This is a genomic window from uncultured Sphingomonas sp., from assembly GCF_964235535.1.
Classification (GTDB): domain Bacteria; phylum Pseudomonadota; class Alphaproteobacteria; order Sphingomonadales; family Sphingomonadaceae; genus Sphingomonas.
On record NZ_CAXSBH010000032.1, the window covers coordinates 2,286 to 22,544 of the forward strand.

Annotated in this window: 27 protein-coding genes; 15 read left to right on the forward strand and 12 right to left on the reverse strand. The window is 68.0% G+C overall.

The features are described 5' to 3' along the window. Positions 1-135 precede the first annotated feature (135 nt). Genes ACFE7F_RS10420 through ACFE7F_RS10430 form a run of 3 tightly spaced genes read right to left on the reverse strand, consistent with a single transcriptional unit; the run spans position 136 to position 1,057 of the window. The gene (locus ACFE7F_RS10420) at positions 136-420 is read right to left on the reverse strand and encodes a DUF3253 domain-containing protein (RefSeq protein ID WP_375403784.1); all 285 of its coding nucleotides are present in this window, start codon (positions 418-420) and stop codon (positions 136-138) included. Next, positions 417-818: a type II toxin-antitoxin system RelE/ParE family toxin gene (locus ACFE7F_RS10425; RefSeq protein WP_375403785.1), complete on the reverse strand. Its 402-nt coding sequence runs from the start codon at positions 816-818 to the stop codon at positions 417-419. Before ACFE7F_RS10425 ends, ACFE7F_RS10420 begins: the two co-directional genes overlap by 4 nt. Then, complete coding sequence (locus tag ACFE7F_RS10430; protein WP_375403786.1) at positions 815-1,057, reverse strand: type II toxin-antitoxin system ParD family antitoxin; 243 nt, start codon at positions 1,055-1,057, stop codon at positions 815-817. Before ACFE7F_RS10430 ends, ACFE7F_RS10425 begins: the two co-directional genes overlap by 4 nt. A gap of 95 nt (positions 1,058-1,152) precedes the next feature. Between ACFE7F_RS10430 and ACFE7F_RS10435 the strand changes: the two genes are divergently transcribed. Together ACFE7F_RS10435 and ACFE7F_RS10440 are read left to right on the forward strand one after the other, a co-directional pair. Beyond that, entirely contained in the window at positions 1,153-1,557 is a 405-nt protein-coding gene (locus ACFE7F_RS10435) for a VOC family protein (RefSeq protein ID WP_375403787.1), read from the forward strand. A 172-nt stretch (positions 1,558-1,729) separates the two neighbouring features. Further along, on the forward strand, positions 1,730-2,263 hold the full coding sequence (locus ACFE7F_RS10440) for a 2'-5' RNA ligase family protein (RefSeq protein ID WP_375403788.1): 534 nt from the start codon (positions 1,730-1,732) through the stop codon (positions 2,261-2,263). Between the two features lie 6 nt (positions 2,264-2,269). Here ACFE7F_RS10440 and nth read toward each other — a convergent pair whose 3' ends face one another. From nth to ACFE7F_RS10460, 4 genes are all read right to left on the reverse strand, one after another. Next, positions 2,270-2,962 carry an endonuclease III domain-containing protein gene (gene nth / locus ACFE7F_RS10445; protein WP_375403789.1) on the reverse strand — a complete coding sequence of 231 codons (693 nt, stop codon included), beginning with the start codon at positions 2,960-2,962 and terminating at the stop codon, positions 2,270-2,272. A 22-nt stretch (positions 2,963-2,984) separates the two neighbouring features. After that, complete coding sequence (locus ACFE7F_RS10450) at positions 2,985-3,410, reverse strand: pyridoxamine 5'-phosphate oxidase family protein (RefSeq protein ID WP_375403822.1); 426 nt, start codon at positions 3,408-3,410, stop codon at positions 2,985-2,987. 63 nt (positions 3,411-3,473) lie between these two features. Continuing rightward, positions 3,474-3,752, reverse strand: a complete 279-nt coding sequence (locus ACFE7F_RS10455; protein ID WP_375403790.1) for a hypothetical protein — start codon at positions 3,750-3,752, stop codon at positions 3,474-3,476. Positions 3,753-3,833: 81 nt separating this feature from the next. Beyond that, positions 3,834-4,115 (reverse strand): DUF427 domain-containing protein, encoded by a 282-nt coding sequence (locus ACFE7F_RS10460; protein WP_375403791.1) that lies wholly within the window; start codon positions 4,113-4,115, stop codon positions 3,834-3,836. An 84-nt stretch (positions 4,116-4,199) separates the two neighbouring features. Between ACFE7F_RS10460 and ACFE7F_RS10465 the strand changes: the two genes are divergently transcribed. From ACFE7F_RS10465 to ACFE7F_RS10475, 3 genes are read left to right on the forward strand one after another with little or no spacing between them, the layout of a single operon-like run. After that, entirely contained in the window at positions 4,200-4,721 is a 522-nt protein-coding gene (locus ACFE7F_RS10465; protein ID WP_375403792.1) for a DUF3833 family protein, read from the forward strand. A gap of 40 nt (positions 4,722-4,761) precedes the next feature. Beyond that, positions 4,762-5,640 carry an OmpA family protein gene (locus ACFE7F_RS10470; RefSeq protein WP_375403793.1) on the forward strand — a complete coding sequence of 293 codons (879 nt, stop codon included), beginning with the start codon at positions 4,762-4,764 and terminating at the stop codon, positions 5,638-5,640. A 59-nt stretch (positions 5,641-5,699) separates the two neighbouring features. Beyond that, the gene (locus tag ACFE7F_RS10475; RefSeq protein ID WP_375403794.1) at positions 5,700-6,215 is read left to right on the forward strand and encodes a ferritin-like domain-containing protein; all 516 of its coding nucleotides are present in this window, start codon (positions 5,700-5,702) and stop codon (positions 6,213-6,215) included. A 72-nt stretch (positions 6,216-6,287) separates the two neighbouring features. Here ACFE7F_RS10475 and ACFE7F_RS10480 read toward each other — a convergent pair whose 3' ends face one another. Continuing rightward, positions 6,288-7,613, reverse strand: coding sequence for a glutamate--tRNA ligase (locus ACFE7F_RS10480; RefSeq protein WP_375403795.1), 1,326 nt, complete (start codon positions 7,611-7,613; stop codon positions 6,288-6,290). 87 nt (positions 7,614-7,700) lie between these two features. Between ACFE7F_RS10480 and ACFE7F_RS10485 the strand changes: the two genes are divergently transcribed. Next, the gene (locus tag ACFE7F_RS10485; RefSeq protein ID WP_375403796.1) at positions 7,701-8,636 is read left to right on the forward strand and encodes a ribose-phosphate pyrophosphokinase; all 936 of its coding nucleotides are present in this window, start codon (positions 7,701-7,703) and stop codon (positions 8,634-8,636) included. Here the strand turns inward: ACFE7F_RS10485 and ACFE7F_RS10490 are convergent. Next, positions 8,633-8,962, reverse strand: a complete 330-nt coding sequence (locus tag ACFE7F_RS10490; protein WP_375403797.1) for a PilZ domain-containing protein — start codon at positions 8,960-8,962, stop codon at positions 8,633-8,635. The genes ACFE7F_RS10485 and ACFE7F_RS10490 overlap by 4 nt on opposite strands. 133 nt (positions 8,963-9,095) lie before the next feature. On the opposite strand from ACFE7F_RS10490, the gene sucC reads away from it, so the two are divergent. The 9 genes from sucC (at position 9,096) to ACFE7F_RS10535 (ending at position 16,437) form a co-directional block, all read left to right on the forward strand. Then, positions 9,096-10,295 carry an ADP-forming succinate--CoA ligase subunit beta gene (sucC, locus tag ACFE7F_RS10495; RefSeq protein ID WP_375403798.1) on the forward strand — a complete coding sequence of 400 codons (1,200 nt, stop codon included), beginning with the start codon at positions 9,096-9,098 and terminating at the stop codon, positions 10,293-10,295. Positions 10,296-10,328: 33 nt separating this feature from the next. Next, positions 10,329-11,081, forward strand: a complete 753-nt coding sequence (locus tag ACFE7F_RS10500; protein WP_375403799.1) for an electron transfer flavoprotein subunit beta/FixA family protein — start codon at positions 10,329-10,331, stop codon at positions 11,079-11,081. After that, complete coding sequence (locus ACFE7F_RS10505; protein WP_375403800.1) at positions 11,078-12,007, forward strand: electron transfer flavoprotein subunit alpha/FixB family protein; 930 nt, start codon at positions 11,078-11,080, stop codon at positions 12,005-12,007. The genes ACFE7F_RS10500 and ACFE7F_RS10505 overlap by 4 nt, the downstream gene beginning before the upstream one ends. 6 nt (positions 12,008-12,013) lie before the next feature. Beyond that, positions 12,014-12,688, forward strand: a complete 675-nt coding sequence (locus ACFE7F_RS10510; protein ID WP_375403801.1) for a phytanoyl-CoA dioxygenase family protein — start codon at positions 12,014-12,016, stop codon at positions 12,686-12,688. Between the two features lie 52 nt (positions 12,689-12,740). Continuing rightward, positions 12,741-12,980: a hypothetical protein gene (locus ACFE7F_RS10515; protein ID WP_375403802.1), complete on the forward strand. Its 240-nt coding sequence runs from the start codon at positions 12,741-12,743 to the stop codon at positions 12,978-12,980. Next, entirely contained in the window at positions 12,977-13,300 is a 324-nt protein-coding gene (locus ACFE7F_RS10520) for a type II toxin-antitoxin system RelE/ParE family toxin (RefSeq protein WP_375403803.1), read from the forward strand. Before ACFE7F_RS10515 ends, ACFE7F_RS10520 begins: the two co-directional genes overlap by 4 nt. A gap of 76 nt (positions 13,301-13,376) precedes the next feature. After that, complete coding sequence (locus ACFE7F_RS10525) at positions 13,377-14,477, forward strand: alpha/beta fold hydrolase (RefSeq protein WP_375403804.1); 1,101 nt, start codon at positions 13,377-13,379, stop codon at positions 14,475-14,477. Further along, positions 14,414-15,022, forward strand: a complete 609-nt coding sequence (locus ACFE7F_RS10530) for an AAA family ATPase (RefSeq protein WP_375403805.1) — start codon at positions 14,414-14,416, stop codon at positions 15,020-15,022. The genes ACFE7F_RS10525 and ACFE7F_RS10530 overlap by 64 nt, the downstream gene beginning before the upstream one ends. Positions 15,023-15,198: 176 nt before the next feature. Beyond that, positions 15,199-16,437: a dipeptidase gene (locus ACFE7F_RS10535; RefSeq protein ID WP_375403806.1), complete on the forward strand. Its 1,239-nt coding sequence runs from the start codon at positions 15,199-15,201 to the stop codon at positions 16,435-16,437. Here ACFE7F_RS10535 and ACFE7F_RS10540 read toward each other — a convergent pair. Genes ACFE7F_RS10540 through ACFE7F_RS10550 form a run of 3 tightly spaced genes read right to left on the reverse strand, consistent with a single transcriptional unit; the run spans position 16,434 to position 20,206 of the window. Continuing rightward, on the reverse strand, positions 16,434-17,438 hold the full coding sequence (locus tag ACFE7F_RS10540) for a histone deacetylase family protein (protein WP_375403823.1): 1,005 nt from the start codon (positions 17,436-17,438) through the stop codon (positions 16,434-16,436). The two genes, ACFE7F_RS10535 and ACFE7F_RS10540, sit on opposite strands and share 4 nt — an antisense overlap. Next, entirely contained in the window at positions 17,438-18,619 is a 1,182-nt protein-coding gene (gene nhaA / locus ACFE7F_RS10545) for a Na+/H+ antiporter NhaA (protein ID WP_375403807.1), read from the reverse strand. The genes ACFE7F_RS10540 and nhaA overlap by 1 nt, the downstream gene beginning before the upstream one ends. 9 nt (positions 18,620-18,628) lie before the next feature. Then, complete coding sequence (locus ACFE7F_RS10550; RefSeq protein WP_375403808.1) at positions 18,629-20,206, reverse strand: lysine--tRNA ligase; 1,578 nt, start codon at positions 20,204-20,206, stop codon at positions 18,629-18,631. Positions 20,207-20,259 lie beyond the last annotated feature (53 nt).

Below are 20,259 nucleotides of genomic sequence, written 5' to 3' on the forward strand. Positions count from 1 at the left end.
CCTACACCTACACCTACACCTACACCTACACCTACGCCCTCGCGCCCGCCTTCCGCGACATCAACGCCGCGGGGATTAGCGACATGTTCCTACTGAAGGCACATAACGAGCCACCTAACGCTATACCACCAAGGCTTAATCTCCGACCCGTCCGATCCGATACGGTCCCTCGCGCACCGCCTTTGTCGCCCCCTTCCAGCTCAGCCGCACCAGCCCGTCGGCCAGCATCTCGTCGACCGCGGCGTGGACGCCCGCCATCTCGCCACACCAGTCCGGCCGGCCCGCGGCGGTCGCGACCGCCCGCGCCACTTCGCTCGGACACACCGTCGCGCCCGGCGCGCGGCGGGCGAGCAGCGCCAGCGTCACGGCACGCGCGTCGCCCCGTTCCGGATGCCGATCGTTCAGCGACGACGTATTCAATGACGACCCGGCACTGCGCCACCTGCGACACCCACTCCCCGCCCGCGTCCGCCATGCGGTATATCGGCCGGCGCTCTTGGCGGATCCACCGCTACGACCAGGTCGTCGGTCCGTTCAAAGATGCAATCTCGCATCCATCGCCTTGTGCAGCACGCGCGCGACCACGATGCCTTGACCTCGATCCGGTAGAAGACGCGGTGCCGCCCGACGGGGTAGCCGCGGAGCCCGGGCCGCTCGGGGTACGCCTCACCAATCTCCAGATGGTCGCACAAACGCGCAAGCGCCGTGTCTACCGCGCGAAGATACTCGACCGCCGCCGGTTCACCGTATCGCTCGGCGGTGAATGCGGAGATCTCGCGCAGATCGGCGCGCGCGCGTGCGCACAGATTGACGATCACTCGGCGGCTTGCGCGCCGCGCCGCTCGGCAATGATGTCCTCGATCGTCGTGTCCACGATCGGCGAGGCCAATCCCTCGTCGATCGCGGCCAGCAACCGCTCGCGCTGCTCCCGGTAGTCCCGGTCGTGCTGAACGACGGCTCGCACATAATCGGCCGGAGCGTCATAGCCGCCCTGCACGACTCGCGACTCGATCCATCTGCTCAAGTCCTCGGGAAACGAGATATCCAGTTTCGCCATCTTGTAACCCTACGAGGTTAGACCTCTACTTTCAACGAAAACGCCGTTTCGTGAAAAGTGATCCGGCCACTTCTCACATCCGTATAAAGTCCCTCATGCCTCGCCTCGCCCACATCGCCCTGCTTGTCGCCGACTATGACAAGGCACTCGCTTATTATGTCTGCCGCCTCGGCTTTACTCTGGTCGAGGACACGCCCCAGCCCGAAGCAGGCAAGCGATGGGTCACGATCTGTCCCCCACACGCACCTGTAGACGCGACCACCATTCTTCTAGCCTGCGCCGCCAAGCCCGACCAAGCGCGCGCTATCGGCGATCAGGCGGGCGGGCGCGTGTTCCTGTTCCTCGCCACCGACGACTTCACGCGCGACCACGCCGCCTTCACCGAAGCGGGCGTCGAGTGGGTCCGCCCGCCCAGCATTCACGAATACGGCATCGTCGCCGTGTTCCGCGACCTGTACGGCAATCTCTGGGACCTTGTGGAGTATGACCATCCACGTTGAAGGGCTGTCTCGCGCCCTGCTCATTCAGCGGACCCGCTGAGACTACGCCGTCGTGGCTGGTAAGCATGTTCCCTGTATGTTCTAATCACCGCGATGAGCGAACAACTATCCCGCCGCTATCGAGTCGTTCGGCTCGACCGTCTCACGAGAACCGCTTCACATGGGCGGTAGCATGAACGCCGCTCTCCGGCACGAAGCAATCCCATGGCCGACGCGGCGGTCGCCGCGGCCGCGCTACATCATGATCAAGCCGCCGCCCGGTCCGGCGCGCGAGATCGGCGCGCTCTCGGCTCGGCCGGCGGAGCTGCTGCACGTCACGGTGCGACCGCTCGGCGACGCCGCCCTGTTCGACGCCGGGGCGGAGGCCCGGCTCCTGCGCGCGCTGGACGCGTTCCGCGCGCCGCCCTTCCGCGTCGTGTTCGACCGGCTTCACGGCAGCGGCGAAACGCTTTCGCTGCGCGGGAGCCGCGTGATGGAAGGCGCGCGACGGTTCGAGCGGAGGCTCGTCGAGACCCTCACACACCGGGTCGGGATGCCGCGCTACCGCTTCGCGCCCCATCTCACGCTCGCTTACGGCCACACTGTCCGCCGGAACGAGCACATCGACGCGGTCAGCTGGCTGGTCGAGGAATACCTGCTGGTGGAGAGCGTCTACGGCGAGGGTCGCCACGTCCTGCTCGGCCGCTGGCCACTGGTTGGCGCGTGACGCGCGTCACGCCCGACTTGCCCGCGCCCTCGGGCAGTCCTCCGCCAGCGGGCACCGCCCACACTCAGGTACGTCCCAGCGGCAAACCTCCTGGCCTAGCCGCTTGGTGACGGTGTGGAACAACGCGAAGTCGTCGCCCGACCAGTCGGCCATGGCCGCGGTCACCGCCTCGCTGACCGCTTCGCCGTCCGCCGTTCGCCCGACATGGCCAAGCCGCCGGAGCACGCGCGCGACATGCGCGTCGACGACGAACACGGGGCGGTTCAGCGTGCTGAGGTTCAGGACCGACGCCGCCACCTTGCGCGCCACGCCGGGCAGCCGCTCCAGCCAGGCGAGCGCATCGGCGAGGGGCATCGTAGCCAGGAATGCCAGGTCGAAATCGGGCCGCTCGCGCCCGATCATCCGCAGCGCGGCGGCGATGTTGGTCGCCTTGTTGGGCGCAAAGGTGATCGCGGCGACCACCGCCTCAATATCGGCGGGCGCGGCGGCGGCCAGCGCGCGCGGCCCCGGGTAGCGCGCCATGAGCACGTCGTAGGCTGCGATCGATACCGCGTCGCGTGTCCGCGCGCTCAACATCGACTTGATCAGCTGCCCGAACGGCGTCCGCCGGGTGCGGGGGAGGGCGGCGCCGAAGAACGGGACCAGCACCGCCGACCACCGGTCCGGACCGTCCTCGCCGAATGCGAAGGCCCGCTGCATGCGTCAGCGGGCCCGCGCCGCGTCAGACCCGGATCTCGCCCTCGTCCTCGCCGTCCCAATAATGCACCCGGACGGCATGCACCTTGATCAGCACCAGGCCGGGCGTGTCGATCCCTTGCGGGAAGTAGCGCTCGATGTCCTTGGTCCAATGCTTCTCGAAGGTCGCCTTGTCGCGGATCAGCTCGGCGTTCCCCTCGACCGTGACGAAGAACGGCCGCTGCCCGAGCAGCCCCGACTTGCCCTGATAGGCGAGGCCGACCTTGGGATCCGCGGCGATGTCGTGGACCGAACGCGCGTCGTCGCCCGCGAAGAAGAAGCTGTCGCCGTCATATTCGACGTCGGCATTGTTGCTCATCGGCCGCCCGCCGATCGCGCCGCCATCGGTGCGGGTCGACAGGGTGCAGTAATCGATCCCGCGCATCTTCGCGGACAGGTCGGACAGCGTCATGGTCACGGGCGTTTCTCCTCGAAAGGATGCCCGGCCGACGCACCGCGCCGGCCGGACGGGGCGTCACATCGCGTTGGCGACCTGGTTCTCGACGCGGGCGTCGTCCTTGTCGTCCGCCCGGTCGGCCGCGTCCTCGCCCATGTCGCGGACGTTCTCGGCCCGGTCCTCAAGCGCATCCTCAACCTGGCCGTTGCTCGTGGCATCCGCCTGCTCCTCGAGCGCATCGGCGCGGTTCTCGGTCATGGCCTCGATGTTGTCGGCCGCCTTGTCGTCGGCCCCGCCGCCGCATGCCGCCAACGCCAGCAGCCCGGCCGCGCTCACGGCCTTCATCACGATCTTCATGATTATTCTCCCCTTTTCCGGTCCTCGGCCTATCCAGGCGGGACCGTCGCGTCAAACCGCGAAGCCGACCGCCGGTTCCGATCAGGCCACGACCACGCCTTTCCAAAAGGCGAGCCGCCCCTTGATCGCCGCTGCTTCGGACTTGGGATCGGGGTAGTACCAGACCGCATCGACGTTCTCCGCGCCGTCCACGACCAGCGTGTAATATCGCGCGGTGCCCTTCCACGGGCAGTTCGTCGTCGTGGCGCTCGGGCGAAGCATCGCCGGATCGACCGAGTCCACCGGGAAATAGTGGTTACGCTCGACCACCACCGTATCGTCCGACGTCGCCACCAGCGTTCCGTTCCAGCTTGCTTCGACCATGTTCCGCTCCTCTGGTTGATCCAGGGTAACACCTGAGAACGGCGCACGGACCCGATCGCCCGGCCGGCTCGTTCCCTCGGTCCCATGCCACGCGCCTGTCCCATCGCCCACACCGCCGCCGTGCTGACGCTCGCCGCGTGCGCGCCCGCCGCCGCGCCCGCCGCGCTCGCAGCCGCGCCCACGCCGGTGTTCGACCCGCTCATCTTCTTCGCGGGCCTGACGGAGGGGACGGCCAAGCTTAAGATCGTCCTGCGCGCCGCCCGCGCCGTCCGCGTGGAGGGATCCGGGACCATCCGGCCCGACGGCGCGCTCGTGCTCGACCAGACCGTTGCGCAGGAGGGCAAGCCCGCCACCAGGCGACGTTGGCGCATCCACCGCACCGGTCCGACGACCTATGCGGGCACGCTGTCCGACGCGGTCGGCCCGATCGCGGGCGAGGTGACCGGCAACCGCCTGCATCTAAGCTTCACCATGAAGGGCGGCCTGGCGACCGATCAATGGCTGACGCTCAGCCCCGACGGCCGCTCGGCGGCGAACATCCTGACCGCGCGCAAGTTCGGCGTCACCGTCGCCCGTCTCGACGAGACGATCCGCAAGCTGGACTAGACGCGCGACCGTCCCGACCGCGACCAAGGAGAAAAGACGCATGACCGACCGGAGCGAGATCAAGGACGGCATGGCGGTGGTCGGCTCGGACGGCGTGCCCGTCGGCACCGTCGGCGATGTGAAGGCGGGCCGCATCGCCCTTGCCCGGCCCGCCGCGGGCTCCGACGCCGACCTCGCCACCCCTCGCCACATCGCGCTCGCCCGGGTCGACCGCGTCGCGGACGACCGCATCTATCTCGCCGACACCGCCGCGCGCGTCGCCGAGGCGCTGGGCGAGCCGACGCCCGACCCCGGCCTCACCGCGCCGCCGCGCGGCCGGGGCCCCCGCGCGCTCGGCGGTTATCTGCCCTACCTTCTCGCGCTCGTTGGTCTGCTGCTGCTGTTCGGCCTTTATCGCGGCTGCGTCGATTCCAGGGAGCAGGAGCTCGTCGCCGGTCCCGGCCAGCTCGAGCGCGGCGAAGTGTCCGCCATCCCTATCGTCGAGCAGGTCGCGCTCCCGGACGGCTCGCGGCTGTCGCTCGAGCCCGGCACGCTGACCTTCCAGCTGCAACGCTATCTCTCCGGCCGCGACCCGGCCGGGCGGACATTGCCGTTCGACCGATTGACCTTCGATCCAGGCTCGGCCGTAATCCGCACGGCCGAACGGCCGGCGGTCGACGTGCTCGCCCGCGTCCTTCGCGCTTATCCGAACGCGCGCGTCCGCGTGGTCGGCTACACCGATGCGCAGGGTCCCGCCGCCGCCGACGTCGATCTCGGCCGGAAGCGCGCCGAAGCCGTCGCCGCCGCGCTCGGGATGTCCGGCATTCCCCGCGCCCGCGTCGCCGCCGCTTCGGGCGGGCAGGCCGCGCCCGTCGCGACCGACGCCGCCGGGTCCGGCCAGGCGGAGCGCCGTACCGAACTGGTCGTCGTCGCCAAATAGGCAACCCGCGCCCGGCCCGGGCGTTATCCGACCCGCACCCTCACGAAAGGAACACTGCCATGGGCCTGTTCACCAAGGACATCGCGACGCTGGACGACCTCTATGTCCACCAGCTCCAGGACGTTTATTACGCCGAGAATCAGATCACCAAGGCGCTGCCCAAGATGATCGCCAAGGCGACCAGCGCCCAATTGAAGAGCAGCTTCGAGACGCACCTGACCGAGACCGAAAACCAGATCGAGCGGTTGAAGCGCGTGTTCGAGATGCATGGGCTGAGCCCCAAGGCGGTGACCTGCGCCGCGATGGACGGCATCATCAAGGAAGCGAACGAGATTTCGAGCGAGGTGTCGGACAAGCAGGTGCTCGACGCCGCGCTGATCGCGGCCGCCCAGGCGGTCGAGCATTATGAGATTGCGCGCTACGGCACGCTGGTCGCCTGGGCGACGCAGCTCGGCCGCGAGAACGAGGCCGAACTCCTGAGCGAGACGCTGGACGAGGAGTACGCGACCGACAAGAAGCTGACCGAACTCGCCGAACGCAAGATCAACGTTAACGCCGAGATGGCGACCTCCTGATCTGCTCTACCCTCTCCCACCTTCGCGGGAGAGGGACAGGCGCGAAGCGCCAGGGTGAGGGCAGGACCGACGTCAGGCGCTCAGCCGCGCCACCGCCCGCTCCCGCCCGATCAGCGGCAGCAACGTCGCCATATCCGGCCCATGCTCGCGCCCCGTGAGCGCCAACCGCAGCGGCATGAACAACGCCCGCCCCTTCCGCCCCGTCTCCACCTTGAGCTCCCCCGTCAGCGCGGCCCAGGGATCGTTCGTCCAGTCGACGGTCCCCGCCACCCGCGCCGCGTCGGCCAGATAGGCGCGGTCCTCCTCGGCAATCGCGCCTGCGACCGGACCCTCGATCACCCCCCACCAGTCCGCCGCTTCGACCACGGTGCGCAGGTTGGGCCGCACCGCCAGCCACTCCGCCTCGCTCATCGCCGCCGGCAGTTGGCCACTCACCCGCTCGAACGGCAGCTGGTGGACGATACGCGCATTGATCCCCGCCAGCTCCGCCTCGTCGAACCGCGCCGGTGCCCGCCCGAAGCGCCCGAAGTCGAAGCTCGCCACCAGCGCCTCGGCGTCCACGATCGGCTCCACCGGGTCGCTCGTCCCCAACCGCGCGAGCAGCGCCCGTACCGCCTCCGGTTCGATCCCGGCCTCGCGGAAATGATCGACGCCTAGCGACCCGAGCCGCTTGGACAGCTTCCCCTCCGCCCCCGTGAGCAACGCGCTGTGCGCGAAAGCGGGAGGCATCGCGCCCATCGCGGCGAACATCTGCAGCTGGAGCGCGGTGTTCGAAACGTGATCCTCGCCGCGCACGACGTGGCTTACGGCCATGTCGACATCGTCGATCGCCGACGGAAGCATGTACAACCACGACCCGTCCGCGCGCCGCACCACCGGGTCGCTCATCGTCGTCGGATCGAACCGCTGCGGCCCGCGTACCAGGTCGTCCCATTCGATCGGGGCGTCGTGATCGAGCCTGAACCGCCAATGCGGCCTGACCCCGTCCGCCCCCAGCCGCGCCCGCTCCACGTCACTCAGCGCCAGCGCCACCCGGTCGTACACCGGCGGCAGTCCGCGCCCCGCCTGCACCTTGCGCTTGAGGTCCAGCTCCTGCGCGGTCTCGTAGGCCGGGTACACCCGCCCCGCCGCGACCAGCGCGTCGAATCGCGCTTGGTAGCTCGCAAACCGCATCGACTGCCGCTCCTCGCCGTCGGGCGTCAGACCGAGCCAGTCCAGGTCCGCGCGGATCGCGTCCACGAACCGCTCCTCGCTCCGCTCCGCGTCGGTGTCGTCGATCCTGAGCAGGAATCGTCCGTCGTTCTGCCGCGCCCACAGCTGGTTGTGGAGTGCGGTACGGATATTGCCGACATGCAGTCGGCCGGTGGGGGAGGGGGCGAAGCGGGTTACGACGGCCATGGCTCAAGGTCTCTAAGCGTCGGGGGTTGCCGGGCAAACCCCCGCCCGACTAAGCGGCACGCACGGCCGATCGGGAGGGCCGGTCCCATGAAGCTCATCACCGGCAACTCGAACCTCCCGCTCGCGGGTGCGATCGCGACGCATCTCGCGCTGCCGCTCGCCGATGCGCTGGTGCGCCGCTTCGCCGATGAGGAGATATTCGTCGAGATCGGTGAGAACGTCCGCGGCGAAGACGTGTTCGTGATCCAGTCGACGGGCTACCCCGCCAACGACAATTTAATGGAGTTGCTGATCATCATCGACGCGCTCAAACGCGCGTCGGCCAGGCGGATCACCGCCGTCGTCCCCTATCTCGGCTATGCGCGTCAGGACCGAAAGCCGGGCCCGCGCACGCCGATCTCCGCCAAGCTCGTCGCGAACCTGATCACCGTCGCGGGCGCGGACCGGGTGCTGTCGGTCGACCTGCATGCCGGGCAGATCCAGGGCTTCTTCGACATCCCCACCGACAATCTCTATGCGGCGCCCGTCATGTCGGCGGACATTCGCGCCCGCTTCGAAGGCCGCAACCTGATGGTCGTGTCGCCCGACGTCGGCGGCGTGGTGCGCGCGCGCGTGCTCGCCAAGCGCCTGAACAACGCCCCGCTCGCGATCGTCGACAAGCGTCGCGAACGCGCGGGCGAGTCGGAGGTGATGAACATCATCGGCGAGGTGGAGGGCCGGTGCTGCATCCTGATCGACGACATAGTCGATTCGGCCGGAACGCTTTGTAATGCGGCGGCGGCGCTGCGGCAGGCGGGGGCCGAAGACGTCGTCGCCTACGTCACGCACGGCGTGCTGTCGGGCGGCGCGGTCGCGCGGGTCGAGGGGTCGGCGCTATCGGAGTTGGTCATCACCGACTCGATCGGCAATCACGAGGCGATCGGCTCGGCTTCCCGCATCCGCCACCTGCCGATCGCGCCGTTGCTGGCGGAGGCGATCCAGCGGATCGCGGACGAGACATCGGTGTCGAGCCTGTTCGATTAACGCAACGATAGCGCTACGATGTGATCGAGCACCGCGGGATGCAGCGGCTTGGCGAAGGCGCAACCGTATTTGAACTTGTCGCGCCATGCGACCACCGCCTCCAGCGCGGCGAGGCCCGGCAACGTCAGCCACACCACCGTCCCAGGCCAAAGCGTGAAGCTCGTTTCCGCGCGGAAGCCCGATGCGGACAGGTCGATCACATCGATCTCGAACCTGGTCTGGCCCCGGTCGCGCAGGTGGGCGCGCATCTTGACCGCCTTGCGGAGCGCGCGGCGATGCTCGTCGCCGGGTAGGTCGAAGCTGGAGTGATGAGCGGGCTGGGTCATAACCCGGCTTATGCCGAATGAAACGTTACGATTCGGCAAACGCGGGTCGGCAAACGCGGCCGATGCTGGACCTCGCGGGGCCGCTGTGCTTTAGCCTCGCCATCCCCGATGCTCGAAAACGGACGGCCCCGCCATGAACATCCACGAATACCAAGCTAAGGAACTGCTGGCCAAGTTCGGCGTCCCCGTGCCTGCGGGCCATGCGGCGCTCACCGTTGACGAGGCGGTGGCGGCGGCGGGCCGGCTTCCCGGGCCGTTATACGTGGTCAAGGCGCAGATCCATGCGGGCGGCCGCGGCAAGGGCAAGTTCGTCGAGCTCCCGGCCGACGCCAAAGGCGGCGTGCGCCTGGCGCGTTCGGCCGACGAGGTCCGCGCGGCGGCCGCCGACATGCTGGGCAACACGCTGGTGACGATCCAGACCGGCGACGCGGGCAAGCAGGTAAACCGGCTCTACGTCACCGACGGCGTCGACATCGCGCGCGAGTTCTACCTTGCGCTGCTCGTCAACCGCGCGAGCGGCCGCGTGTCGATGGTCGTGTCGACCGAGGGCGGGATGGATATCGAGACGGTCGCGCACGACAGCCCGGAGAAGATCCGGACGTTCGACATCGACGCCGCGACCGGCTTCATGCCGCATCACGGCCGCGCGGTCGCCGGGGCGCTCGAGCTTACCGGCGATCTCGCCAAACAAGCGGCGAACGTCGCGGGCAAGCTCTACGACGCATTCGTGGGCACCGACGCCGAGCAGATCGAGATCAACCCGCTCGCGGTCACCGAGGACGGCAAGCTCCTGGTGCTCGACGCCAAGGTCGCCTTCGACGGCAACGCGATGTTCCGCCACAAGGACCTTCTCGCCCTGCGCGACGAGACCGAGGAGGATCCCGCCGAGCTGGAGGCGAGCCGGTACGACCTGGCCTACATCAAGCTCGACGGCGATATCGGCTGCATGGTCAACGGCGCGGGCCTCGCGATGGCGACGATGGACATCATCAAGCTCAATGGCATGTTCCCGGCCAACTTCCTCGATGTCGGCGGCGGCGCGAGCAAGGAAAAGGTGACGGCGGCGTTCAAGATCATCCTCGCCGATCCGAACGTGAAAGGCATTCTCGTCAACATCTTCGGCGGCATCATGAAGTGCGACATCATCGCCGACGGCATCGTCGCGGCGGCCAGGGAGGTGAACCTCCAGGTCCCGCTCGTGGTCCGGCTGGAGGGCACCAACGTCGATGAAGGCAAGGCCATCCTGGCCAACTCGGGCCTCGCCATCGTCCCCGCCAACGACCTGGGCGACGCCGCAAGGAAGATCGTCGCCGAGGTAAAGGCGGCCGCTTAGAAGTCCACGCGCTTGAGCGCCATGGAGAAGCAAATGAAGGTACTCGTCCCCGTCAAGCGCGTGCTCGACTATAACGTGAAGCCGCGGATCAAGGCCGACGGCTCCGGCGTCGATCTGGCCAACGTCAAGATGAGCATGAACCCGTTCGACGAGATCGCCGTCGAGGAGGCGATCCGCCTGAAGGAGAAGGGCGCGGTCACCGAGATCGTCGCGGTGTCGATTGGTGAAGCAAAGTCTCAGGAGACGCTCCGCACCGCGCTCGCCATGGGCTGCGACCGCGCAATCCTGGTCACGGCCGAGAGCCGCGTCGAGCCGCTCGCCGTCGCCAAGATCCTCGCCAAGATCGTCGAGGAGGAGGCACCCGGGCTCGTCATCCTCGGCAAGCAGGCGATCGACGACGACAACAACCAGACGGGCCAGATGCTCGCCGGCCTGCTCGGCTGGGCGCAGGGCACTTTCGCCTCCAAGGTCGAAATCGCGGACGGTACCGCGACCGTGACGCGTGAGATCGATGGCGGGCTGGAGACCGACGCGCTTAAGCTACCCGCGATCGTCACCACCGACCTTCGCCTCAACGAGCCGCGCTATGCCTCTCTTCCCAACATCATGAAGGCCAAGTCCAAGCCGATGGCGCAGAAGACTCCCGCCGATTACGGGGTCGACATCGCGCCGCGCATCACCACCTTGAAGGTCGTCGAGCCGGCCAAGCGCGCGGGCGGGACCAAGGTCGCCGATGTCGACGAGCTTGTGACGAAGCTGGCAGCCATGGGGATTTCGAAGTCATGAAGACGTTGGTCTGGGTCGAGCATGACGGCAAGTCCGTGAAGGACGCCACTCTGTCGACGGTGACGGCTGCGTCGAAGCTCGGCGAGGTCCATCTCCTCGTCGCTGGCGAGGGCGTGAGCGCCGTAGCCGACGCGGCCGCCAAGATCGCGGGCGTGGGCAAGGTCCACCTTGCCGACGACGCGGCCTACGCCCACGTGCTCGCCGAGAACGTCGCGCCGCTCATCGTCGAGCTGATGGGGCATCATGACGCGTTCGTCGTGCCCGCGACCACGACGGGCAAGAACATCGCGCCCCGCGTCGCCGCGCTGCTCGACGTGATGCAGATCAGCGACATACTGTCGGTCGAGGGTCCGGACACCTTCACCCGCGCCATCTATGCCGGCAACGCGATCGCGACCGTCCAGTCGTCCGACGCGAAGAAGGTCATCACCGTCCGCGGTACCGCGTTCGACAAGGCCGCGACCGAGGGCGGCTCCGGTACGATCGAGGCGGTCGCGACGACGGGCGACAAGGGCCTGTCGACGTTTGAAGGCTCCGAGATCGCCGCCAATGCTCGCCCCGAGCTTACCAGCGCCAAGATCATCGTCTCGGGCGGCCGCGCGCTCGGCAACGCGGACCAGTTCCACGCGCTGATCGAGCCGCTCGCCGACAAGCTCGGTGCGGGCGTCGGCGCGAGCCGCGCGGCGGTCGACGCGGGTTACGCGCCCAACGACTATCAGGTCGGCCAGACGGGCAAGATCGTCGCACCGGAAATCTACGTAGCGGTCGGCATCTCCGGCGCGATCCAGCATCTGGCGGGGATGAAGGACAGCAAGGTCATCATCGCCATCAACAAGGACGGCGACGCGCCGATCTTCCAGGTCGCAGACATCGGACTGGTCGGCGACCTGTTCAAAGTTGTGCCGGAACTCACCGAGAAGCTCTGAGACGCGGTGGACGGGGCCGATCTATCGTTCGAAGAACATGGGGCGGCGCGACATGATCGCGCCGCCTTCTCTGTTTTGGACGAGATCGAGCGTGTACTTGCCGGTTGCCCGCGTGATCGCGCTGGCACGCGACTGCACGGCATTCCCGGGCTGAACGAGCTATTGTCGACCGATGGGGCCGTTGGACGGATCGCGGCCGGACACCTCGGAGCCGCCGCTCATCCCGTCCGCGCGCTTCTGTTCGATAAGACACCCGGCGCAAACTGGTCGCTCGGCTGGCATCAGGATCGCACGATCGCCGTGCGTGAACGTCACGATGTGCCCGGCTTTGGCCCCTGGTCGATCAAGGCGGGTATCCAACATGTCGAGCCATCCTTCGATGTGATCGAGGCGATGGTCACGCTTCGCATCCATCTAGACTCCGTGCCCGCTGATAATGCGCCTCTGCTAATTGCGCCCGGCTCGCACCGTCTCGGCCGCATAGCCGAGCCCGACATTTCGACCATTGTCGGTCGGTGCGGCACCGCCGTCTGCCTGGCCGAGCGTGGCGACGTGTGGAGCTACGCCACCTCTATCCTGCACGCCTCCGCCGCTTCGGCCGGCTATGCGCACCGTCGTGTGCTCCAAATCGACTACGCGGCTGGCGCGCTCACAAAGCCGCTTAGGTGGTTGGGCGTGTAAGCTTACCTCGTCACGCTTGCGATCAAGCGACGTCGGTGCGATGTCCTTAACTATGGAATACGTCCGCATCCCGCTTTCCGAGCCACAGCAAGCCTTCGTCGATGCGCAGGTGGCCGAAGGCAAGTATCCGGATGCAGAGGCATGTGTCGCCGCCGCCGTCCAGGCCGCCGCCGAAGAGTGGGCGCAGGACAAGTTGGAAGCGATGCTGCTTGAAGGGCTGGAAAGCCCCGGCGCTCCATGGACATCTGAATCGATGGACGAGGTACGCCTTGCGGCGCGCGCGCGTCTTTGACGCCGCTTCGGCTTGAGGTCCGCGCTTCAGCCCGGGCCGATTTAACCGACCATTATGTTTGGCTGGCGACCGAGGCGGGCCTGGACGTAGCTGAGGCGATGTCGGCGAACGCGGATGAGGCGCTGTTTCGATTGTTGAACCACTCGGGCGTTGGATCGCCCGTCAGGACGAAGCGAGACGAGCTGTTCGGGCTGCGCAAATGGAAGGTTCCGGGCTTTCCGAAGCTGTTGATCTTCTACCTTGTCGAGGGTAAAATATTGGCAGTCGTACGCATCCTGCACGGCGCTCAGGATTGGATGAGGTACTTGGAGGCGGACTGACCACGCGTCGTTGTTCCTGGCTTCAATTGACCGCGGCCGGATTGCCAATCGTCTTCCGGCCCGCCAATTCACTTGGATGCTCGCCTTCCTCGCCGCGCAGGTCGCTGCGCCCGCCCAGACCCCACCCGCCAACGCCAGCACCGCGCCCGCTGCGGCGTCCGCCAAGTGGCCGACGCGCGAGGGTGATTACCTCGTCCGGAGCTTCCGCTTCCGCTCCGGCGAGACCCTCCCCGAGCTGCGGCTCCACTATACCACACTCGGTGCCCCGCGGCGGAACGCGCGCGGCGAGATCGACAACGCCGTAATGGTACTCCATGGCACCGGCGGCACCGGAGGACAGTTCCTCCAGCCGCAGTTCGCCGACGAGCTTTACGGCCCTGGCCAGCCTCTCGATATCCGGCGCTACTGGATCATCCTCCCCGACAATGTCGGTCACGGGAAATCGTCCAAGCCGTCGGACGGCTTGCGGATGCGGTTTCCGGGATACGATTATGCCGACATGATCGACGCGCAGCACCGACTGCTCACGGACGGGCTCGGCATCAAGCGGATGCGGCTCATCATGGGCACGTCGATGGGCTGCATGCATGGGCTCGTCTGGGGCCAGACGCATCCGGATTTCGCGCGGGCCTTGATGCCGATGGGGTGCCTGCCGATCGAGATCGCCGGGCTGAACCGCATGTGGCGTCAGCTCGCGATCGACGGGATCAAGGCCGACCCCGCTTGGGCAAATGGGAACTACGCACGCCAGCCCGCGGCAGGCGTGCGTACCGCCGCGTCGCTGCTGTTCGTGGCGGGCGGTGCGCCGCTGTACCTGCAACGCGAATTCCCCGCCCGTGACGCCGCGGCCGCCTACGCTCGAGAACGCGTCGCGCGGTCGATGGCCGGGATTGACGCCAATGACCTCATCTATCAGGTGGACGCCTCGCGCAGCTATGATCCCTGGCCGGGGCTGGACCGGATCACCGCGCCCGTCACCTGGATCAACTCGGCCGACGACTTCATCAACCCGCGCCTGCTCGACTATCCCGCCCGCGCTGCCAAGCGCATGCGGGACGCGCGCTTCCGCCTGGTGCCCGAGACCGCCGACACGCGCGGCCACGGCACGCATACTTGGGCGAAGTTCTGGCGCGCGGACCTCGTCGACCTGCTCGCGCGGACGGAAGCGCCCCGCTGAGCCTCGCGACCGACCGGCTCCACGTCGTCACCGGCGGCCCCGGATCGGGCAAGACGACGCTGGTCGACGCGCTCGCGGCAAGGGGGGTGGCGATCGTCCCCGAGATCGGACGCGCGGTCGTGCGCGAGGAACTGGCGGCGGGCGGGACCGCGCTCCCCTGGGGCGACGAGCGCGCGTTTGCCGAAAAGATGTGGCCGCGCGAGGTGGCGGCGCACGCCGAGGCGTTGAGATGGGGCAAGACGGTCGTGCTCGACCGAGGCGTGCCCGATGTGATCGGCTTCCTGCGCGTGGCCGGGCTACCCGTCCCGGCGCATATCGACGCGGCCGCGCGGGCGCACCGTTACAACCCACGCGTCTTCCTCGCCCCGTTCTGGGCGGAGATTTTCGTCCACGATCCCGAACGACGCCAACCGCCGGAGCTGGCGCGCGCGGCGGAGGCGGCGATGCGCGACACCTACACAGACTATGGCTACCGCCTGATTGACCTGCCGCGCGCTACGGTCACGGAGCGCGTCACTTTCGTACTGGATCACCTGCGGGATTAAAGAATAGGGCTGTCCTACAAGCAGGGCGCCGTGCAGGCTCCGCCTATGACGTCGACCCAGCCTCCCGTCCTCTCGGCCGCTGCCGCCTTTGCTATGCACATTCGCGCGCGTGCGCACGTGTGGAGGTGCGACTTTTGTGACTTTCCGTCGATGGTCGCGGTCGGAAATGGCCGCCCATGATCACCGTGCTCGCCCTACTGCTCCAGGCCGCATCACCTGTTTCACGCCTCGCCGCCCGGATCGAGCGCGTCCTCGCCCGAAACCCGGTCGTCGATGGCCATAACGACCTCGCCTGGGAACTCCGCGAGAAACATGGCGGGCGCGTCGAGGCAATTGACCTGTCGCGCGACACGCGCGCGCTCGGGCATCCGCTTCAGACCGACCTGCCCCGGCTGCGCAAAGGCGGCGTCGGCGGGCAGTTCTGGTCGGTGTGGATCCCGGCCGGCGTCACCGGCCCGCGCGCGGTCGAGCTGACGCTGGAGCAGATCGACGTGGTGCACCGCCTGGTGGCCGCCAATCCGCGCTCGCTCGAGCTCGCCGCCACCGCCGCCGACGTCCGCCGCATTGCGCGTACCGGTCGCATCGCGTCACTGATCGGGGTGGAGGGCGGGCACCAGATCGACGGCCGCCTGTCGGTGCTGCGCCAGTACCGTGCGCTCGGCGTGGGCTACATGACGCTGACGCACGGACGCAGCCTCGCTTGGGCGGACAGCTCGACCGATGCGCCCATCTCGGGCGGGCTGTCAGCGTTCGGTGTCCAGGTCGTGGCGGAGATGAACCGCATCGGCATGATCGTCGACGTATCCCACGTCTCCGACGCGACGATGCGCGCGGTGCTGGGCGTCGCGCGCGCCCCCGTGATCGCCTCGCACTCGAATGCGCGTGCACTGGCTAGCGCGCCGCGCAATGTGCCCGACGATCTGCTCCGGCTGATCGGCGCGAAGGGCGGCGTGTTGATGGTCAACATGTACCCCGCCTTCCTCTCCAACGCATGGCGCGCCTGGAACACGGCGCGTGCGACCGAGGCCGAAAGGCTGGGAGTGCCGCCGGACCTCCAAGGCGTCAAAACCCCCGCCTCGCTCGCCGGCTGGGACATGGCCCACCCGGAGCCGCGCGTGGACGCCGCGACCGTCGCCGATCACGTCGAGCATATCGCGCGGGTGGCCGGCCGGGGCGCGGTCGGGTTGGGCGGCGATTACGACGGCATCGGCGGTCACGGGCCGGAGGGGATGAAGGGCGTCGACAGCTATCCGTTGCTTCTGGTCGAACTGGCGCGGCGCGGCTGGAGCGATGCCGACCTCGGCAAGCTGACGAGCGGCAACGTCCTGCGCGTGATGGAGGCGGTCGAGCGCGTCGCGGCTGCTTCAAGTGGAACCCCGCCCGTCGAGGCGATCGATTCGCTCAGCCGGCTCTAGAAGCCGCTGAGGAAGCTGGCGACGTTATGGCCGAGCGCGTCGACCGCATATCCCCCCTCCATGACGATCGCGGTCGGCCAGCTACACCTCGCGACGTCGCGCGCCAGCACGGAATAGTCGGGTGTCTCCAGCGCGAAATGCGAGATCGGATCGCCGAACCAGGTGTCGGCCCCGAAGCTCACCACCAGCGCATCCGGCGCGAACCGGGCGATCGCGTCGAGCGCGGTCGCTTGCGCCCGCCGGAACGCGTCGAGCCTCGTCCCATGCGGCAATGGCAGGTTGAGCGTCGCGCCTCGGCCATCGCCCTCGCCTGTCTCGTCGGCATGGCCCCAGAAAAAGGGGTAGTCGTTCGACGGATCGGCATGGACGGAGGCGTAGAACACGTCGTGACGTGTCCAGAAGACATCCTGAGTCCCGTTTCCGTGATGATAGTCGATGTCGAGCACCGCCACCCGGCCGCATCCCGAATTCCTTAGCGCCTGCGCCGCGACGGCGGCGGCGTTGATGTGGCAATAACCGCCGCAATAGTCCGCTCCAGCGTGATGCCCCGGCGGACGGCACAGCGCGAAGGCGACGTGCTCATCGCCGAGCACCGCCTCCGCCGCGGCGACCGCCGACTGCGCACTCCAATAGCTGGAAGTATAAGCGTCGGCGGTGATTGGCGTGGTCGCATCGAACGCATACCGCCCCATTAGCGCGTCGATGCGGCTGAGCTTCAATGGGCGGCGGCCGACCACCGGAAAGGCGTAGGGGATAGCGTCGCCCGGGCGCCCGGCTTCGCGCCACATGCCGGGAGCAGCTTGAAGAAAGGCGAGATAGTCGGCGTCGTGGACGGCAAGGATGGCGGCGTCGCCCCGGTCGGGCGGCGTCTCGGTGATCCCGAGCACCGCGAGGATGGCCTCGGCGCGCGCGGGTGTTTCCGCGTACGTGGTGAACCCGCCATTGTGCAGTTCGAGCGCGGGCGCGTGGAGCCGCTGACGATCATCGTGAAAGATGCGCATCATTTCCTTACTCCGGCGAACCGCAGCATGGCAAAGCCCGCCGCCGCCGACAGGATCGACCCGGCGAGCACGCCCAGTTTCACCTGATCGACCAGCTCGGGCCGTCCTGGAAAGGCAAGCCCGCCGATGAACAGGCTCATGGTGAACCCGACCCCCGCGAGCAACGCCGCGCCGTATAGCTGCGTCCAGCTCACCCCGCCGGGCAGCCGCGCCATTCCGAGCCGGTGCGCCAGCGCTACGCCGCCCAGAATGCCGACCTGCTTGCCCACGAACAGTCCCAGCGCGACGCCTAACACCAGCTTGCTCCCGAGCCCGTCCGTCCCGTCTATCTGAACCCCGGCGTTGGCGAAGCCGAACAGCGGCACGACCCCGAACGCCACCCAGGGCGCCAGCGCATGCTCGATCCGGTGGAGCGTCGAGTGCGGATCGTCCGGGGCGGCGGGGGAGGGCGTGACCGGGATCACCGCCGCCGCGAGCACCCCCGCGATGGTCGCGTGTATTCCCGACCGGAGTACCAGCAGCCAGAGCAGCGTGAAGCCGAGCATGAACACCCACGGCGCGCGTACGCCGGCTCGCCCCACCGCCCACATCGCCGCCAGCACCCCCGCCGCCGCCGCCAGCGCGGGGAGGCTCAGGCCATGACTATAGGCGAGCGCGATGATCGCGACCGCGCCCATGTCGTCGACGATCGCCACCGTGGTCAGGAACAGCTTGAGCGTCGCCGGCACGCGCGGCCCCAGGAGCGCCATGATGCCGATGACGAAGGCGATGTCGGTCGCCGCCGGGATAGCCCAGCCGCGCGCCAGCCCCGGCTCGCCACCGGCGATCGCCAGATAGACGAGCGCCGGGACGATCATCCCGCACGCCGCGGCGATTACGGGCAGCCGTCGATCGGCGGCATTGGCGAGCTGGCCGTCCACGAGCTCTCGCTTGATCTCCAGCCCGACGAGCAGGAAAAACAGCGCCATCAGCCCGTCATTGATCCAAAGCTCGATGGTCATGACGCCGATTGCGGGGGCGAGCACGGGGCCGATCAGCGCGTGCCGCCACATCTCGTATTCCCCGGCCAGCCCGGAATTCGCGACCAGCATCGCCGACGCCGCCGCCACGATCAGCACGATCCCGCCAGCCGCTTCCGTGGCGAGGAAACGCCGGAGCGCGCTGATAGGGCGGGTAAGCACGGGCGTCATTCAGGCCGGGGCGCGTCCGATCGCCTGGTCGATCAGTCCGCGCGTGTTCTCCACGCCGTAGAGCGCGATGAAGCTCCCCATGCGCGGCCCCTGGGACGAGCCGAGCAGCGTCTCGTAGAGTGCGCGGAACCAGTCCCGCAGGGACTCGAAGCCGCCGGTCTTGCCGATCTCATATATGGCGGTCTGGATCGTCTCAGCGTCGGCACCTTCGCCTAGCCGCTCCAGTTCGGCGTCGAGGCGGCGAAGCGCGTCGGCCTCGTGGGGCTCGGGCGCGCGGCGCTGGAGCGTCGGCACCACGAAGTCGCGGGCGTAGGCGAGCGCATGGCCGATCAGCCGGTCGAGTTCGGGATAGCGCTCGGGTGTCGCTTCGGGCACGTAGTTGGCGAGATAGCCCCAGACCTGCTCCGAGCTCGCTTCGCCCATGACGCCGACGAGATTGAGGAGCAGCCCGAACGTCACCGGCAACTCGCCTTCGGGCGGCGGGCCGCCGTGGATGTGATGAACGGGGTTGCCGAGCCGCTCCTTGATCGGCTGGCCTACATAGGCGGCGCGGGACTGCCAATATTCGTCCACCGCCTTGGGGATCACGCCCATATGGAGCTGCTTGGCCTTTTTCGGCTCGCGGTAGGCGAAGAAGGCGACGCTTTCCTGTGGGCCGTAGGTCAGCCAGTCGTCGAGGCCGAGACCGTTGCCCTTGGACTTGGAGATCTTTTCGCCGCGCTCGTCCAGGAACAGCTCGTACACCATGCCCTCGGGCTTGCGGCCGCCGAGCGCTTCCGCGATCCGGCCGCCGAGCACGGCGCTATCGATCAGGTCCTTGCCATACATCTCGTAATCGACGCCGAGCGCGGCCCAGCGCATGCCCCAATCGGGCTTCCATTGCAGCTTGGCGCGGCCGCCCAGGACCGACTGTTCGACGGTCTCGCCCGCGTCGTCGAAGCGGATCAGGCCGGCTTCGGCATCGACCACCTCGACCGCGACCTGGAGGACGACGCCGGACTTGGGGCTGATCGGCAGCACGGGCGAGTAGGTGACCTGGCGCTCGCCGCGCAGAGTCGGCAGCATGACGTCCATGATCCGGTCGTAGCGGCGCAGCACTTCGCGTAAGCGATCGTCGAAGCGGCCGGACGCATAGTAATCGGTGGACGAGGCGAACTCGTATTCGAAACCGTAGGCGTCGAGGAAGTCGCGCAGGCGAGCGTTGTTGTGCGCGGCGAAGCTCTCGTGCGTGCCGAACGGATCGGGGATGCGGCTGAGCGGCTTGCCGAGATGTTCGGCCAGCATCGCGCCGTTCGGCACGTTGTCGGGCACCTTGCGCAGGCCGTCCATGTCGTCTGAAAAGGCGAGGAGGCGCGTCGGCTGGTCGGACAAAGTTTCGTATGCGCGGCGCACCATGGTCGTGCGCAGCACCTCGTTGAAGGTGCCGATATGCGGCAGGCCCGACGGACCGTAGCCGGTCTCGAACAGCACCGGCTCGCCGTTCGGCTTGCCGTCCGGCCAGCGCTTCAGGACCTTGCGTGCTTCCTCGAAAGGCCAGGCCTTGGAGTCGAGGGCAGCGGCGCGAATGTCATCGGTCATCGCGGCCGGGACCTAACGGGGTCGGCCGTCCACGCAAACGACATTCGAGAGTA

Excerpts from the sequence above, each read along its gene's own strand:
- ACFE7F_RS10430 (WP_375403786.1), bottom strand. The coding sequence starts at position 1,057 with ATGGCGAAACTGGATATCTCGTTTCCCGAGGACTTGAGCAGATGGATC.
- ACFE7F_RS10435 (WP_375403787.1), top strand. The coding sequence starts at position 1,153 with ATGCCTCGCCTCGCCCACATCGCCCTGCTTGTCGCCGACTATGACAAG.
- ACFE7F_RS10440 (WP_375403788.1), top strand. The coding sequence starts at position 1,730 with ATGAACGCCGCTCTCCGGCACGAAGCAATCCCATGGCCGACGCGGCGG.
- nth (WP_375403789.1), bottom strand. The coding sequence starts at position 2,962 with ATGCAGCGGGCCTTCGCATTCGGCGAGGACGGTCCGGACCGGTGGTCG.
- ACFE7F_RS10450 (WP_375403822.1), bottom strand. The coding sequence starts at position 3,410 with ATGACGCTGTCCGACCTGTCCGCGAAGATGCGCGGGATCGATTACTGC.
- ACFE7F_RS10455 (WP_375403790.1), bottom strand. The coding sequence starts at position 3,752 with ATGAAGATCGTGATGAAGGCCGTGAGCGCGGCCGGGCTGCTGGCGTTG.
- ACFE7F_RS10460 (WP_375403791.1), bottom strand. The coding sequence starts at position 4,115 with ATGGTCGAAGCAAGCTGGAACGGAACGCTGGTGGCGACGTCGGACGAT.
- ACFE7F_RS10465 (WP_375403792.1), top strand. The coding sequence starts at position 4,200 with ATGCCACGCGCCTGTCCCATCGCCCACACCGCCGCCGTGCTGACGCTC.
- ACFE7F_RS10470 (WP_375403793.1), top strand. The coding sequence starts at position 4,762 with ATGACCGACCGGAGCGAGATCAAGGACGGCATGGCGGTGGTCGGCTCG.
- ACFE7F_RS10475 (WP_375403794.1), top strand. The coding sequence starts at position 5,700 with ATGGGCCTGTTCACCAAGGACATCGCGACGCTGGACGACCTCTATGTC.
- ACFE7F_RS10480 (WP_375403795.1), bottom strand. The coding sequence starts at position 7,613 with ATGGCCGTCGTAACCCGCTTCGCCCCCTCCCCCACCGGCCGACTGCAT.
- ACFE7F_RS10485 (WP_375403796.1), top strand. The coding sequence starts at position 7,701 with ATGAAGCTCATCACCGGCAACTCGAACCTCCCGCTCGCGGGTGCGATC.
- ACFE7F_RS10490 (WP_375403797.1), bottom strand. The coding sequence starts at position 8,962 with ATGACCCAGCCCGCTCATCACTCCAGCTTCGACCTACCCGGCGACGAG.
- sucC (WP_375403798.1), top strand. The coding sequence starts at position 9,096 with ATGAACATCCACGAATACCAAGCTAAGGAACTGCTGGCCAAGTTCGGC.
- ACFE7F_RS10500 (WP_375403799.1), top strand. The coding sequence starts at position 10,329 with ATGAAGGTACTCGTCCCCGTCAAGCGCGTGCTCGACTATAACGTGAAG.
- ACFE7F_RS10505 (WP_375403800.1), top strand. The coding sequence starts at position 11,078 with ATGAAGACGTTGGTCTGGGTCGAGCATGACGGCAAGTCCGTGAAGGAC.
- ACFE7F_RS10515 (WP_375403802.1), top strand. The coding sequence starts at position 12,741 with ATGGAATACGTCCGCATCCCGCTTTCCGAGCCACAGCAAGCCTTCGTC.
- ACFE7F_RS10525 (WP_375403804.1), top strand. The coding sequence starts at position 13,377 with ATGCTCGCCTTCCTCGCCGCGCAGGTCGCTGCGCCCGCCCAGACCCCA.
- ACFE7F_RS10535 (WP_375403806.1), top strand. The coding sequence starts at position 15,199 with ATGATCACCGTGCTCGCCCTACTGCTCCAGGCCGCATCACCTGTTTCA.
- ACFE7F_RS10540 (WP_375403823.1), bottom strand. The coding sequence starts at position 17,438 with ATGCGCATCTTTCACGATGATCGTCAGCGGCTCCACGCGCCCGCGCTC.
- ACFE7F_RS10550 (WP_375403808.1), bottom strand. The coding sequence starts at position 20,206 with ATGACCGATGACATTCGCGCCGCTGCCCTCGACTCCAAGGCCTGGCCT.